This is a genomic window from Campylobacter lari (assembly GCF_004357905.1).
GTDB classification, from domain to species: domain Bacteria; phylum Campylobacterota; class Campylobacteria; order Campylobacterales; family Campylobacteraceae; genus Campylobacter_D; species Campylobacter_D lari_D.
On sequence record NZ_SMTT01000004.1, the window covers coordinates 121,367 to 136,416 of the forward strand.

Annotated in this window: 13 protein-coding genes; 1 reads left to right on the plus strand and 12 read right to left on the minus strand. The window is 28.0% G+C overall.

Features of this window, described 5'->3' with window-relative positions:
- The first annotated feature begins 41 nt into the window (after window positions 1–41).
- Complete coding sequence (locus E2O22_RS07980) at window positions 42–1,550, plus strand: DUF8374 domain-containing protein (RefSeq protein ID WP_207921003.1); 1,509 nt, start codon at window positions 42–44, stop codon at window positions 1,548–1,550.
- On the opposite strand, the gene kpsS is transcribed toward E2O22_RS07980, so the two are convergent.
- The 12 genes from kpsS to E2O22_RS04710 all read right to left on the minus strand — a co-directional run.
- On the minus strand, window positions 1,547–2,725 hold the full coding sequence (gene kpsS, locus E2O22_RS04655; RefSeq protein WP_133319446.1) for a capsule polysaccharide modification protein KpsS: 1,179 nt from the start codon (window positions 2,723–2,725) through the stop codon (window positions 1,547–1,549). The two genes, E2O22_RS07980 and kpsS, sit on opposite strands and share 4 nt — an antisense overlap.
- Window positions 2,722–4,749: a capsule polysaccharide biogenesis protein gene (locus E2O22_RS04660; protein ID WP_133319447.1), complete on the minus strand. Its 2,028-nt coding sequence runs from the start codon at window positions 4,747–4,749 to the stop codon at window positions 2,722–2,724. Before E2O22_RS04660 ends, kpsS begins: the two co-directional genes overlap by 4 nt.
- 31 nt (window positions 4,750–4,780) lie before the next feature.
- Window positions 4,781–6,007, minus strand: a complete 1,227-nt coding sequence (locus tag E2O22_RS04665; protein WP_133319448.1) for a sulfotransferase family protein — start codon at window positions 6,005–6,007, stop codon at window positions 4,781–4,783.
- Window positions 6,000–6,590, minus strand: coding sequence for an adenylyl-sulfate kinase (gene cysC / locus E2O22_RS04670; RefSeq protein WP_133319449.1), 591 nt, complete (start codon window positions 6,588–6,590; stop codon window positions 6,000–6,002). The genes E2O22_RS04665 and cysC overlap by 8 nt, the downstream gene beginning before the upstream one ends.
- Before the next feature lie 8 nt (window positions 6,591–6,598).
- Entirely contained in the window at window positions 6,599–8,314 is a 1,716-nt protein-coding gene (locus tag E2O22_RS04675; protein ID WP_133319450.1) for an SLC13 family permease, read from the minus strand.
- The gene (cysN, locus tag E2O22_RS04680; RefSeq protein WP_133319451.1) at window positions 8,311–9,735 is read right to left on the minus strand and encodes a sulfate adenylyltransferase subunit CysN; all 1,425 of its coding nucleotides are present in this window, start codon (window positions 9,733–9,735) and stop codon (window positions 8,311–8,313) included. The genes E2O22_RS04675 and cysN overlap by 4 nt, the downstream gene beginning before the upstream one ends.
- Window positions 9,735–10,637 carry a sulfate adenylyltransferase subunit CysD gene (gene cysD, locus E2O22_RS04685; protein WP_133319452.1) on the minus strand — a complete coding sequence of 301 codons (903 nt, stop codon included), beginning with the start codon at window positions 10,635–10,637 and terminating at the stop codon, window positions 9,735–9,737. Before cysD ends, cysN begins: the two co-directional genes overlap by 1 nt.
- Before the next feature lie 34 nt (window positions 10,638–10,671).
- Window positions 10,672–11,544, minus strand: a complete 873-nt coding sequence (locus E2O22_RS04690; protein ID WP_133319453.1) for a class I SAM-dependent methyltransferase — start codon at window positions 11,542–11,544, stop codon at window positions 10,672–10,674.
- 17 nt (window positions 11,545–11,561) lie between these two features.
- Window positions 11,562–12,566, minus strand: coding sequence for an aldolase catalytic domain-containing protein (locus E2O22_RS04695; protein WP_133319454.1), 1,005 nt, complete (start codon window positions 12,564–12,566; stop codon window positions 11,562–11,564).
- A complete protein-coding gene (locus E2O22_RS04700; protein ID WP_133319455.1) occupies window positions 12,553–13,221 on the minus strand; it encodes an acylneuraminate cytidylyltransferase family protein in 669 nt (222 codons plus the stop codon). Before E2O22_RS04700 ends, E2O22_RS04695 begins: the two co-directional genes overlap by 14 nt.
- 4 nt (window positions 13,222–13,225) lie before the next feature.
- A complete protein-coding gene (locus E2O22_RS04705; RefSeq protein ID WP_133319456.1) occupies window positions 13,226–14,812 on the minus strand; it encodes a DUF8374 domain-containing protein in 1,587 nt (528 codons plus the stop codon).
- The coding region (locus E2O22_RS04710) for a phosphopantetheine-binding protein (RefSeq protein WP_243705643.1) at window positions 14,805–15,050 on the minus strand (246 nt) is incomplete at its 5' end. The genes E2O22_RS04705 and E2O22_RS04710, both read right to left, overlap by 8 nt.

The following is a 15,050-nucleotide window of genomic DNA, read 5'->3' on the forward strand; positions in this document are numbered from 1 at the left end:
TATAAAATAAATAAAAATTAAAAAAAATCAAGAAAGAACTTATGGATGTAATCTTACTAGGTGGTAGTAATAGTGTAGTTAAAAATGGTCTTAGGATAGGTCTTGAAAATAAAGACATTACATTATATAATTACGCTTTAGGGCTTAGCACTTCTTTACAAAATCTTTATGAATTAATACGCCATAAAAAAACTATAATCAACAGTGATTTTCTCATCAGCGAATCAAATATCAATGATTATTTAAGCCCTATGAGCTTAAATATTATACTTAGAAATATTGATTATTTTTACGAAGAACTTTACAAAGCAAACAAAATTACTATAGTGCTTATACTCCCCATACCAGCTTGTAATGATAAATCAAAAGCTATCAATGAAGCTCATAGGAAAAATTGTACTCATTATGGTTTTAATCTAATCGATGTAGATCTTTACTACCAAAAAAATAATCTTTATGATTTTGATCAAAACTATAAATTCCACCCTATACCACTAGCTATGCAAGAGCTTGGTAAAAACATCATTAAAAATTTACACAGGTTTAAAAAATCTAAAGAAAATATCATTTGCTCAAAAAGAAAATTTCATATCTTTACGCCCTCAAATTCAACTAAAATAGAGCATAAAAACTCATTTTTTTGTGAAAAAACTATAAATATCAAAGCTAATGAAAAAATCATTTTTCCAAAAGAGTTCAAAAATTATCAAATCTTAGGCATACACACTTGGAATCACGCCAGTTCATTAACCCATGCTATATCATCTATAAGCATTGAAAACTCATCTTTTAAATTAGTAAAAAATTTTGGACTTATCAATACTTTTCAAGATATACAAAATGAAAAAGCAATTTGTGATGAGCAAACCTTTTTGTATGTTAATACACAAATTATCAAGCAAAGTGAGGAAAGTTCGGGCTTAAGCATAGCAAATGAAAAAACACCAAGACTTGATTATGTGGACTTAATAGGAATTTTACTTTTAGAAAAAGATGATGATAAAAAAATTGAATGTAAAATTCAACTTATAAATGCTTATGAGCTTTTGATACCACCTATAGCATTTTATAAAGAATTAGTGCTAGAATACCATGAACTAAAAAAACTTGATATGCAAACATTTTTACAAAGTCAAAATCATAATCTTTTGCGTTTTTTAAATCATAAAGGCTTAAAAAATGAATATGAGATGTTTATCCACCAAAACAATAAACTTTATGGAGCTAGCTTAAGGATAAAAGAAAGATTAAGCTATAAGCTTGGAGAAGCTATCATGAAAAATAGCAAAAGTTATCTAGGGTATTTTAAAATACCCTTTGAACTAAGAAAAGTCAAAAAAGATCATTTTAAAAATCAAAAAGATCAAAAAAATCTACCACCACTAAAAGCCTATGCAGACTACAAACACGCTCAAATAGCCAAAACACACTTGCCTTATCTTTTAGGTAATGCACTTTTGCAAGCTTCAAGAACTCCTTTTAAAATAGGCTATTTAAGTTTACCTTTTAAACTAAAAAAAATTGCAAAAAACTATAAAAAGAAAATTTAATCTAAACTAGTATTTTTGAAAAAATTTCCATTGACTTGGGTTTTATATATCACATAATTTCTAAATTTAGCGTGCAAAACAGCATCAGGCTTATATGCCCTGCATTCTTTCCAAAAAGTATGCAAGCTTTTTTGATAAGTCAAACCTTCTATATCATAAAAAGCTTTTCCCATAACTTTTAAAGGGCTATTGTGATATAAAGCAGAAAGTCCTACTGTGCTATTTATAACTATAGCACCTCTTGCATTGATTAAGAGCGTAGGTAAGTGTAAGTCATGTATATATAAAATTCTACCCTCGACATTGTATTTTAAGCTCAAATCTTCTATAAGTTTAATATAGTCCCTATAGCCACGATCCATAGGATGGTGCTTAAAAACTAAATAAGACTTTGCTTTGGCATGATTAGCAAAAGAAATGATTACTTCTTCTATAAATTTTTCTGTAGTTTTTTTATAATGATGGGAGAGTTGAGTATCATTATGCACTTGTAAAATAGCCAAAAAATACTTTTGCTTTAGGGAAAGAATTTTTTCGTTTAAACTTTTTTCTGTGATTTTGTATTTGTTTTTTCTATATACTGAGCAAAGCCAAGGTAAAAAGTCAAATAGTTTTAAACTTCTATGATGTAAAGAATTATTAAAATACCAAGAAAATAAAAAAGCAAAAAGCCAGTATAAAAATGAAGCAAAGGCCATATTTCTAAAAGTGCTTGAGAAAGTTTTAAATTTAAAATCTTTATCAAATTTTTTCTGACTTAGATAAAATTCTTTTTCTCTTGGTAAAGTGGAGTTTGCATTTACTCCATCCTTTTCAAAAGTAATGAAGTTTGGTCTTATATAACCTTCTTCAAAAATCCATACTTCAATACCCATTTGCTTAGCAACATTAATGGCTATTTCATGCACTTTTCTACAATCATTATACATAATGATAACTTGAATTTGTTTTTCTTCAAAAAGCTTTTTATAAAAGTCTTCAAGATCAGCTAAACTTTTAGTGTAATTAATGCTTTTAAAAGGATAAAAGAAAAAATCCCCTCCATTAAAATTTACTTTATAAACCTTAGCTTTTGGAATTTTTGTAGCAATTTTACGAAAAAACCCTCCCACAGGTCCTTGGAGTAATAAAACATTTTTACCAGAAAATTTTTTTAACTTTTTACTTAAATTCATCTAATCAAAATAAATTCTACTAATCTTCTTATTTTTCTTAATATATAAATTCTTATATCCATAAACCAACGCAAATAAAATTTAGAAAAATAATCTTTTTGCATTTTTAGCATTATATCTAATGCAAGCTCAACTTCACATAAATTTTTACTTTTTGGATGGATGTATCTTGGATAAAGGATCAAAACCCCAGTAACAAGCTCTTCTAAGCTAAGCACTCTTGTGCGTCTTGGAATTTTATGTAAATCGCTTGTCAAACCCCAACCTGCATAAAAAGGCTTACCATACACCACTACTTTTTTACCACGCAAAAGAGCATCAAAACCGCTTGTAGAGGTTATAGTGTGGACTTCATCACTCGCATTGATAGCACTATCTATACTGACATTTTCTATAATCTCATCGCAATATTTTAAAATAATACTTTTATCTTTTAAACCCTTACGGTTACCGCTTAATACATCAGGATGAGGTTTAAAAACTATAAAGGCGTTTTCATTGGCCTTTCTTACGCTTTGTAAAAGTTTTAAGGTATCATAACCTGCACCACCTAAGATCATAGAAGCATCATCTTCTACTTGAGCAGGGATTAAAATGATTTTTTTATCGGTATTAAAATTTAGCTTTTCATGTTTTAAGCCATTATACTTTGAAAATTTATTTTGCGTGATAATAGTGATGAGTTTTTTAGCTCTTTGTTTTAAACTCTCATCAAATTCATGATTTTGTAAAATATCTTCTAAATCACTTGGCTTGTTTGGATCAACATACAAGCCTTTGCAATCTATTATCAAAGAAAAAGGACGTGTAAGATCTGAACCTAAAAAAACAGAGCGTAAAAAGCCATCTTCCACTAAGAAAATCTCATTATTAAAATCTTTAGCCAATAAAGTTTTATCATACTTTTTACCCCAAATAAAAATTTTATCTTCAGGTTTTAAATTCGCTTTGTAAAGTTCATCAAGTGAGTTTAAAAAAATGATTTTATTATTCTTGGCTTTAAAAAATGGTCTCATAAACCAACGCTTCCACAAAGTAAAACCTAAAAAATACAAAGTATTTGAATTAGCTTGTTCTATCTTTTTATACTTTGCTAGGGTATGAACAGTATCAAAAATATCACTTTTTTGATTTAAGTAAGGATTAAAATACTCACTATATAAAATATAAGCAGCACAAAAAACCTCTTCTAAACTTCTTTTTTTTAGCCTTCTTTTGCACACTTGTTTATCTTGAGTTAAACCCCAACCTGCATAAAAAGGCATACCATAACACACACATTCTCGCCCTAACATCAAAGCTTCAAAACCCATACCAGAAGTCTTAGTATAGACTTTTTTAAAATAGCTTAATAACTCCATGGGATTATAATTTTCTTTTATAACTACACATTTGCTTGGTAAATCTTGTGCGTTAAAATCACTTTGTCTTTTACCACTTAATACATCAGGATGAATTTTAATGTATATTTTAGTATTTGGATTTTCTTTGATGGCTTCATTTATAATATCTTGAGTTGAAAAATTATCAGCTAAACCAAATTTAAGAGAAGCATCATTTGCTATTTGAGTTATGATTAATACGCGTTCTTCATTGGCACTAAAAAGCTCTTTTGGTACGCAAAGATTATTATTATACTTGCTAAGTTTTTCTTTTTTTATAAGCTCTATAGCTTTTTTTGCTTGCTCTAACTCTTCTATATTAAACTCATAAGTATTTAAAATATTTTCAAGTTTAGATGGTGCAGTCGCATCGTAATAAATTCCTACTTCATCTTTGACGATAGAAAAACTAGGGCTATTTTCTACACCTAAATTTAACGAGCGTAAAAAGCCATCTTCTAAAAGCAAAAATTTTGCACTATATTTTTTAGCTAGTTCTACAGCTTTTAAACCTGACTTTTTTCTACCCCAACCTACAAAAATATCTTCCTTTGTGATGTTTTTGTAGGCATGATATAGAGCTATTTTATAAAAATTTTTAACATTTTCTTTTAATTTTTTTGATATAGTGTAAAATTTCATAAATCTCTCTTTAAATTAAAGAAAGATTATATCAAATTTTTCTATTTCTAAACTTTCTTTTCAACTTCCTAATTTCAAACAACATCTTAACATACCCACCCTTATACCAAGTTTTATTAGCTTGTATAAGAGCTTGTCCTAATTTATAAGAAAGATGATTTTTAAGTTTTAAGGCTTCTTTACAATCAGGATAAGATTCTAAAGGAGGTAGTTTTAAAGAAGGATCTTTTTTTATTTTTTCTTGGTAGATTTTTTGTTCTTGTTTATGCGAAATTATTATACTTAATAATGCTACAGGTATTATTAAGTAACCTAGTATAGATTTAGAATTAACTATCATAGCTTGGCCTAATTTATAAGAAAGTTGGTTTTGGATACGAGATTTAGCTGTACCATATTTGGAAATAAAAGATATTATTTTATTTTTTGTGCAAATTTCCAAATTTTGATCAAAAATTTTTTTATCTTTGCTTATAATAATCTTATTTTTATTATTTATTTGAGATATTTGTTTTTGTATAAAATGATTTGATTTTTGATTATTTATCAACTTGTCAATTCTTAAAGATTCTATAATTTCGTTTTTATTTATAAGCTTATTTTCTAACAGATTAGAATATTTTCTATATGGAATATGAAAAAATATTTTTTGTTCTTCTAAATCATAATCAAAAATTTCAAAATCATCTTTATAAATATCTCTAATAACTTTATAAGTTACCTTATTATAATAATTACTATAATTAAAATGTTTACTTTTATTTATATGAACAAGCTTATCATTTCTATTTAAAATCTGTAAAATTTTTGCAAAATCTTTGCTTAAATTTTCAAATTTACCTACAAAATTTACTAATATCTTTTTTTGTTCATTGCATAAAAACTTATATTGTGGCACAAAATGTATCCAATTTAATATTTCATCTTTTACTTTTTCATTATGCAAATCCATAATAAAATCTTCAAAAGAAAAATATTTATTTAAGTGAATTTTAGCCCAATTTGCATCCCAAGAATTACCTCCTCCATTTCTTAAATAATGATATGCAGAAACCACTCTATCATAAGGATTCCTTACAAAGCCAAAAGAAAAATAATTCTCAAATCTATCCCTGTCAAGCTTTACATAATCACTCGCTTTTACATGACCAACAAGCCATCTATCTGTTTGATATATTACCCTTTCTATACTACTGCCAGCAACTTTTGGCACATGAATAAAAATACACTTATACTTATCATGAAAATCTTTAAACATCACACTTTCTTCCATTTAAAAATCTCAAAATCATATCCACATTCTCATTAAGATCTTCTTTTGTTATGTGTATATGTGGGTTTTTAGGTTTTTCATAAGGACTATCTATACCTGTGAAATTTTTAATTTCTCCATTTCTTGCTTTTTTATAAAGTCCTTTAGGATCTCTTTTTTCACAAATTTCCAAAGGTGTATCAACAAATATTTCTATATATTCATCATCATCTAAAAGATCTTTTATAAGTTTTCTATCTTTTTCAAAAGGCGATATAAAAGCACAAAGTACTATCATACCAGCATCTACAAAAAGCTTACATACTTCTCCTATGCGTCTTATGTTTTCTACTCTTGAAACCTCATCAAAACCCAAATCTTTATTAAGTCCATGACGTACATTATCCCCATCTAAAAGATAAGTATGAAAACCTTGTTCAAAAAGTTTTTTTTCAACTGCATTAGCCAAAGTAGATTTACCACTACCACTAAGCCCACTAAACCATAAAACACATGGTTTTTGATTTTTAAGTTTAGCTCTTTGAGTTTTTGTAATGCTACTTGTATGCCAAGTTAAATTTTTACTCATTTTTTTCCTTAAAAACTAAAAAATACCGGAGTTATAGTTAAAACAATAGCTGAATAAGTCAAAGAAACTATCCATCCTATTTTTATAAAATCAGTAGTTTTATATCCACAAATTGAACCTACCATCAAGTGAGTTTGATAACCATGTGGCATTAAAAAAGCACAACTTGCCCCATAAGCAACCGCTAATATAAACGGAGTTGGATTAACTTCAAGCGCTAAAGCAGTACTATAAGCGATAGGAAAAGCCAAAGCTGCGGCAGCGTTATTGGTAATGATTTCAGTTAAAAGCAAAGTTAGAAGATAAATTCCCACAAAACTACCATATAATCCATATACCCCAAAAGTTCCTATAATAAACTCAGCCAAATCTTTAGCTAAACCACTATCAACTAAAACTTTAGTAATGGCTAAAGAAGATCCTACTATGATAAAAATTTCCAAAGGAAAGCGTCTTTTTACTTCATCAAAACTTATGATTTTAAATATAAACAAGCAAGCTAGAAACACTAGCAACGCTTTAAGCAAAGACACTAACTCCAAAGCAGATAAAGCAATGATGGCTAAAAACGCAAAAATCACTATAAAACTTTGGATATTACTTAACTTTTGATTTTGCATAATATTTGAGATAATGTAAAAGTTTTTATTGATATTATCTCTTGAGTGAAAGTCCTTACCTACACTTAAAATAAGCCTATCTCCAGCTTGTAATAAACTTTGGCCAATTTTTGAAATATTTTTTGAGCCTCTTTTTAGAGCTACAATCCCTGCATCAAATTTAGCTCTAAAATTTGCTTCTTTAACGCTTTTTCCTATCAAATTTGACTCAGAATTTATAACAACATCTATTAAATTTAATGTTTCTAGTTTTAAATCTTGTGAGCCAATTTGCAAGCCATCAAATTTTTTCAAAGCCTCTAAATGTGCAATATCTCCACTAAAAATTAACTCATCTCCTTCTTTAATAAGCTCATTGTGACTAACAGGGGCGATAAGCTCATCTTTTCTTTGAATTTCAAGTAAAAACAAAAACTCTAAATTTCTTAAGCCATTTTCTTGTATAGTTTTTCCCACTAATGAGCTATTGTTTAAAACCTTAGCATTAATTAAATACTCATTAATGACATTTTCTCTTTCTTTATACTCAGGCAATAAAAAGCTAAAAATCAAAAGCACTATAAGCACTCCAACACTTATACAAAAACCCACCGCAAAAAAATCAAAAATCTTTAAACTTTCCAAACCATTTTGCACTACAAAAGAATTGACTATCAAATTAGTTGAAGTGCCTATCAAAGTCATAGTTCCACCAACTATGGAAAAATATGAAAGAGGGATGAGTAGTTTAGAAGGAGCTTGAAATTTGTTATTTTTTATAATACTCATAAAACTCGCCACTACTGCAGTATTATTTAAAAAAGCTGAAATACTAGCTGTAACAACTCCAAGCTTTAAAAGTGATAGATGATAATTTTTACCTATGATAAATTTAGAACACCAACTTATCACAACGCTTTTTTCTATAGCTAGTGAAACTAACAAAAGCAAAACAAGCACTATCAAAGATTCGCTCGTATAAGAGCTAAGCCAAGTATTTAAATTTAAATACCCCAAAAGATAATAAAGCACAGCTACACTACCAAATAAAATAAAAGGTTTAATTTTATTGCTAATTAACAAAATAAGCAAAATTAAAATACTTAATGCAACAATAATTTTCATATTTTTTTACATTCCCATTCAGGATAGTTTTTTCTAATGTAAGCATTAAGTTCTATTTCTGCTTGAGTATAAATTCTACTCTTTTCTTCGCTTGCTAAAATTTCTTCTACCATACCCGCTGCTAAGGTTTCATTAGAGTATTTATCTATGATGATAAAACTTCCTAAAGTTTTATTGTCCTTGTAAGCTTTAAAGGCCGTTTTTTTATTAAGCTTTAAGGTGCATTTAGCAATATCATTGAGTTTTAATTTATCGCTTTGAAATTCTTTGAAAGTATTAATGTCTTTTTTAAAATCAATTTTTTCAAATACTACATTAGTAGTTAAATTTGCTATTTTGATAAGATAATTTTCATTTAAATTAAATTTAACCTCACTCATCCATATTACCATAGCTTTAAAAGAATTTGAAATTTCTATACTATGATTTTTAGAAGCTATTACATCGCCTCTTGAAATGTCTATCTCATCTTCTAAAGTTAAAGTTATAGCACTTGGAAAGCTAGCATTTTTAGCACTTTGAATTTTTTCATTTTTATCGGGTACATTCAAGTTTTTAATACTAGGTGTGATAATTTGTTTTACTTTACTTGTTTTTAAAGAAGGTAAAATCACAACTTCATCTTTGATATTTATACTACCACTAGCAATATTTCCACAAAAACCTCTAAAATTTAAATGAGGGCGATTGACATATTGCACACTCATGATAAACTCATCACTTAAACTAGTAGCAATAGGCAAAGTATCTAAAAGCTCAGATAAGGTTTTTCCACTATACCAAGACATATTAATACTTTTAGAAGCTATGTTGTCTCCATCTAATGCACATATAGGAACAAAATGAGTTTTAATATATTCATGATTTTTTAAGCATGGTAGAATTTCTTGATAATTTTTACAGATTGTATTAAAAATTTCTTGATTATAATCAATCAAATCCATTTTATTCACAGCAATAATAAATTGTTTTGTGCCAAGCAAACTCGCTATGTAAGAATGTCTTTTAGTTTGAGTTAAAACCCCTTTTCTAGCATCTATAAGTATGATAGCAATATCAGCTGTACTAGCACCTGTTGCCATGTTTCTAGTGTATTGTTCATGGCCTGGAGTATCTGCTATGATGAATTTTCTTTTTTCACTTGTGAAAAATCTATATGCTACATCTATGGTTATGCCCTGCTCTCTCTCACTTGCAAGACCATCTACTAAAAGTGCAAAATCAAGCTTTTCTCCTGCATTACCAAGCTTTTTACTATCTTTTTCTAAAGATAAAATTTGATCTTCAAAAAGTATTTTTGCATCATAAAGCATTCTACCTATAAGGGTAGATTTGCCATCATCTACACTACCACAAGTGATAAATCTACAAAGCTCTTTATTTTCATGTTCTTTTAGGTATTTTTCTACATTTGTTTTCATTAAAAATACCCCTCTTTTTTCTTTTTTTCCATACTTGCTTCTTCATCAGTGTCTATAAGCCTACCTTGTCTTTCACTTGTTTTAGAAAGCAAAAGCTCTTCGATGATTTCTAAAACATTGCTAGCACTTGAGTTTATGGCTCCTGTTAGCGGGTAGCAACCTAGAGTTCTAAAACGGACTAATTCTTCTTTAGCGTTTTTAGCAAGTTCTTTTGGCATACGCTCATCATCAACTAAAATTTTAGCCCCCATGCACTCTACCACCGGTCGTTTTTTAGCAAAATAAAGACTTGGCAAAGGAATATTTTCTTTATAAATATACTGCCATATATCAAGCTCAGTCCAATTACTCAGCGGGAAAACTCTTATGGATTCGCCTTTTTTATGACGACCATTGTAAATATCCCATAATTCTGGGCGTTGATTTTTTGGATCCCATGAGTGATTTTCATCACGGAAAGAATAAATTCTTTCCTTTGCACGCGATTTCTCTTCATCTCTTCTTGCACCACCAAATACTGCATCAAACTGATATAAATCAAGCATTTGTTTTAAACCCTGTGTTTTGGCAATATCTGTGTGCATGGATGAACCATGTGTAAATGGAGAAAGGTTTAATTCTTTGATTTTAGGATTTTGATAAACTATAAGCTCCATACCAAGCTCTTTGGCGCATTTGTCTCTAAATTCTATCATCTCTTTAAATTTCCATGTGGTATCTACATGCACCAAAGGAAGTGGAGGTAAACTTGGGTAAAATGCTTTTTGTAAAAGACGAAGCATAACCGAGCTGTCTTTACCTATACTATAAAGCATAGCTGGTTTTTCAAACTCAGCTATCACCTCACGAATGATATGAATGGACTGTGATTCTAAATATTCTAGATAAGATATATTGAACATAATCTTCTCTTTCAAAATAAAAGAGAAGATTATATCAAATTTTACTAAATTGAGCTATCAAAGTATCTGTTGCGCCTAATGATGCTAAAGTTTGCTCATAAGCATTTTGCAAGATAGGATTATCTATAAAATTTCCCCAATGCTTTTGCCCTGCAGGAAGTCCATTTGCTAACCAATATAAAGTATTTGACAATGGATATCTTTGAACACATTTAACAAATTCCACTCTTAATCCTGCTTTTTCGCCTAATTTTTTTAAAGTATGTGGACTGTACAAAAATATATGCGGACTCCAATAAGTAAATTCACTAAAGGCTTTATTTTTATAAATAGTTAGCAAAGCATCATTCGCATTAGGAACTTCTACTATCATCTTTCCATTGTCTTTTAACTTGGAAGATAATTTTTTTAAAATACTAATAGGATCTTGCAAATGCTCTACTACATGGAATGCTGTTATAACATCATATCCCTCCCCTATCAATTTTAAATCAACTTCATCTAAATTTCTATATAAATTAATATTATTATTTTTATAAATTTCTTCAACTTGTTGCTCGATTTCCACTCCAGAAGCACTTCTAACAAAAGGTTTTGCTTGTATTAAAAAACCAGCATATCCACTTCCAAAATCTAAAATATCTTTCCCGACTATAGAATTTAAAATAAACTCTAATCTTGATTTATTGGGAAGATATGTATCGTTAATAAAATCTGTTCTTTGTGTAAGTTGATAAACAGATAAATCATGCATATTTCCATTAGCATAAAAACCATCATCAATATCTTGAGAATCTAAAAATACTAGACCACAATCACAACATTCTAAAATTTTAATATCTTTATTATCTCTAACTTTACCCTCTCTTTGAAAATTTTTTTCACTATTACATAAATAACATTTCATTTTCTAATCCTTTATAGTTAAATAAAATTTTTATATAACTCTTCTACATAAGGTTTTTTGCATTTGGTTTTCATTTCTACGGGAATAGTTTTCACAAACTGAATAAAATCGGTAATATTTATATCCGGATTTATTTCTAGCAAATAAGTGGCAAAATTTGGATGACAATGGTATAATGCTGTAACAAAATAGTATGGATTATAGCCCCATTTTTGCGTTTTCTTTATAGGCTCAATATATAAGTCAATACACTCTAGTATTTTTACCATATCATATTTCATACCTTTAATACTATTAAAATACTGAGCAATTGCTTCAGTATATAGATTTCCTGCGCATCTTCCAATTCCTTCCAACGAAGAATCAACCATTAGAATTCTATCTGTTTTATATTCAAATAAATCTTGAGCACAAGCAAAAGACATCCCAGTGTTATTATGAGAATGGAAACCTATAATACATTCTTTATTAGCAATAGAATCTATTATTTGAAAGTATCTTTTATTATCATCTTTTGTCATATAACCAAAACTATCCACTATAGAAATTCCTGCAGGATTTATTTCTGCGATTTTTCTGATTAACTCTTCATATTCATATAAAGTATAATCTATGGTTACCATGGGTTGTAAAAATGTTAAATATCCACTATCAACACTTTTTTTAGCAATCTCCAATGCTTCTTGAACCTGATGTTTATAAAAAACGACTCTGATACCATCTATAGACTTTCCTGAAAAATCTGTAATATCATTAGCTGAAAATTGAGTCACATCAATCATAGCCAAAAATTTGCTATTTTTTCTATCAATCGGTAAAAAATCTTTGATTTTTTCTATAGTATTAAATATACTTTTGTTATTTGTATTTATATCTTTATTTAGATACCCACATTCTATAAAGTCAATATTTGCTGATGACAATAAGTCTAATATCGATTTTATATCTTCATCTTTAAAATTCCAACTATTAATATAGCCTCCATCTCTTAAAGTACAATCAAGTAATTTAATTTCCGCCATAATTATCTCCTTTTAAATTTTTTACAATAATACTTGCTAATTCAAAATCCTCTTCTGTATTTATATCTATAGATTCAACAAAAGACACTTCAACAGCTTTTGGATTTATCCCTACTCTTTTCTTGTATTTCATAAATACTTCTTTTTTAAAAACATACACACCGGATGTTTCCCTATAAACAACCTCCAAATCTTGGCTTCGTGAAATAAGCATAGGATTAAAATTTAAAGGCTTGAAATCACTTGTCCATAGATAATCTTGAATTTTAGTAACAGTAAAAGAAGAATCATGCCCATTTTTGATAACATTTTCAAGGCACTTTAAAATACTACTCTCTTTTAAGAATGGAGCGGTTGCATGAGAATATATATAAATATCAGCTTCAATTGTGTTTATAAATTCTTGAAAAATTTCTGTAAAATTTGTATTATCTTCATCTAACTTTTTTGATCTTTCCAAAAAAACAATATCATCATCAATAAAATTGTTAATTTTTTTATCACTGCAATAAACATAAATCGCATCTATACTATTAATTCTCTTTAATACTTCTAAATTATACCGCAATAAAGGTTTTTGACCTAATAGTCTAATATTTTTATTTGGGCATCTTTTATTATGTAATTTTATTGGCATTATAGCGACTATTTTCATTATTTTACTCTCTTTTACTTTTTATTTTTTTTATCACTAACAACATCTTAACATACCCACCCTTATACCAAGTTTTATTAGCTTGTATAAGAGCTTGTCCTAATTTATAAGAAAGATGATTTTTAAGTTTTAAGGCTTCTTTACAATCAGGATAAGATTCTAAAGGAGGTAGTTTTAAAGAAGGATCTTTTTTTATTTTTTCTTGGTAGATTTTTTGTTCTTGTTTATGCGAAATTATTATACTTAATAATGCTACAGGTATTATTAAGTAACCTAGTATAGATTTAGAATTAACTATCATAGCTTGGCCTAATTTATAAGAAAGTTGGTTTTGGATACGAGATTTAGCTGTACCATATTTGGAAATAAAATTTGATTTATAAAAAATAAGATTATTTTTTACTTCTAAATCTTTATTTTTTACTTCTAAATCTTTATTTTTTACTTCTAAATCTTTATTTTTTACTTCTAAATCTTTATTTTTTACTTCTAAATCTTTTATATCATTAAATTTAATTTTTGCCTCATATTGTTTAATGAGATTGGAATATTCTTTTAAAAAAAACATAACATTACTAAAATTATGTACATCATCATCAAAATAATTTTCACATTCATCAATCACAACCTTATCAACCAACAAAAATCCTATCAATCCAATACCATGACTTCCTACTTGTAAAGGCCAAGCCCTCTGTTTTGTAATTTCTTTACGATAATTCACATGTAATTTAGTTATATCATCAATAACAAAATCTTCAAGATAAATTTCAGAAAATGTCTCCCATCCCCAAGACATTTTTCCAAAGCAATATTTTTTATTTTCCAAAACATAACAAGAATGATCTACCTGGCAAACTCTATTCCAAGTGTGAACTCCAAGTAAAATTTTTCCATGATATTTTTGTGGGAAAAAAAACTTAGAATCTGATTTTAAGCTTAAAACAAATTCGGTTCCGATATGATTTCTAGCTTTAATTAATTTCAAATTATCTAAATCACCAAGTTCAACAACCGTGAAATTAGGTCTATTTTTAACTCCTAAATTATTTTTTTTTGGATAATAATATTTATCAATATTTCTACAAATTTCAATAGCACTTCTTTTTGATATTTCAAACAAGGGATGATGAAAATCTGGAATTTTTAAAAAAAAATCTAATATTCCATTATCCTTGCAATATTGATGAACATCTATAAGATTAAAACCATAAAAAGCACATTGGCTTTGATGAAAATTTGCATACCTATTTGAATACATTTGATAATAATGCCATATAACTACAACAACTTTTTTTTGGAGTTCATATAATTCTCTATACAACCATTGAAAATTCCGAATATTATTTTTATAGACTTCGTCTACACCTTGTTCTTCTGAAATTCCCAACACAATTAGATCTGCATTTTTTAAAATATTCGCATTTTTTGTTCTTTTTAAATTATATATATGAGAACCAGCTGATATATTGGAAAACCCAAATGTAGTTACATTGGCACCAAATTCTTTCATACCTGCAATAAATCCACCATTCCATAGCATATCGCAAGTACCAAAGCACACAATATTTTTGCGACTAGAATTATTCATTTGATAAAATACTCTCAATCATATTTTGTATGGTAAATAAATTTTTAAAATTATCATACTCCAAATAATCAAAATCAATCTCTATACCATAAAAATCTTCTATTGCACCAACTAAATCCATTATAGCAATACTATCCATTATTTTTTTTTCAAACAAATCATCAACATTTTCATCAATATCATTTCTGCCTATATTACTAAATATAGTTTTTATATCACTCATATTAACCATAAAATC

Bases quoted from the DNA above. Each gene is read 5' to 3' on its own strand.
- E2O22_RS04695 (WP_133319454.1), bottom strand. From the start codon at position 12,566: ATGGCGGAAATTAAATTACTTGATTGTACTTTAAGAGATGGAGGCTAT.
- E2O22_RS04700 (WP_133319455.1), bottom strand. From the start codon at position 13,221: ATGAAAATAGTCGCTATAATGCCAATAAAATTACATAATAAAAGATGC.
- E2O22_RS04660 (WP_133319447.1), bottom strand. From the start codon at position 4,749: ATGAAATTTTACACTATATCAAAAAAATTAAAAGAAAATGTTAAAAAT.
- E2O22_RS04705 (WP_133319456.1), bottom strand. From the start codon at position 14,812: ATGAATAATTCTAGTCGCAAAAATATTGTGTGCTTTGGTACTTGCGAT.
- cysN (WP_133319451.1), bottom strand. From the start codon at position 9,735: ATGAAAACAAATGTAGAAAAATACCTAAAAGAACATGAAAATAAAGAG.
- E2O22_RS04690 (WP_133319453.1), bottom strand. From the start codon at position 11,544: ATGAAATGTTATTTATGTAATAGTGAAAAAAATTTTCAAAGAGAGGGT.
- E2O22_RS04675 (WP_133319450.1), bottom strand. From the start codon at position 8,314: ATGAAAATTATTGTTGCATTAAGTATTTTAATTTTGCTTATTTTGTTA.
- cysC (WP_133319449.1), bottom strand. From the start codon at position 6,590: ATGAGTAAAAATTTAACTTGGCATACAAGTAGCATTACAAAAACTCAA.
- cysD (WP_133319452.1), bottom strand. From the start codon at position 10,637: ATGTTCAATATATCTTATCTAGAATATTTAGAATCACAGTCCATTCAT.
- E2O22_RS04665 (WP_133319448.1), bottom strand. From the start codon at position 6,007: ATGTTTAAAGATTTTCATGATAAGTATAAGTGTATTTTTATTCATGTG.
- E2O22_RS07980 (WP_207921003.1), top strand. From the start codon at position 42: ATGGATGTAATCTTACTAGGTGGTAGTAATAGTGTAGTTAAAAATGGT.
- kpsS (WP_133319446.1), bottom strand. From the start codon at position 2,725: ATGAATTTAAGTAAAAAGTTAAAAAAATTTTCTGGTAAAAATGTTTTA.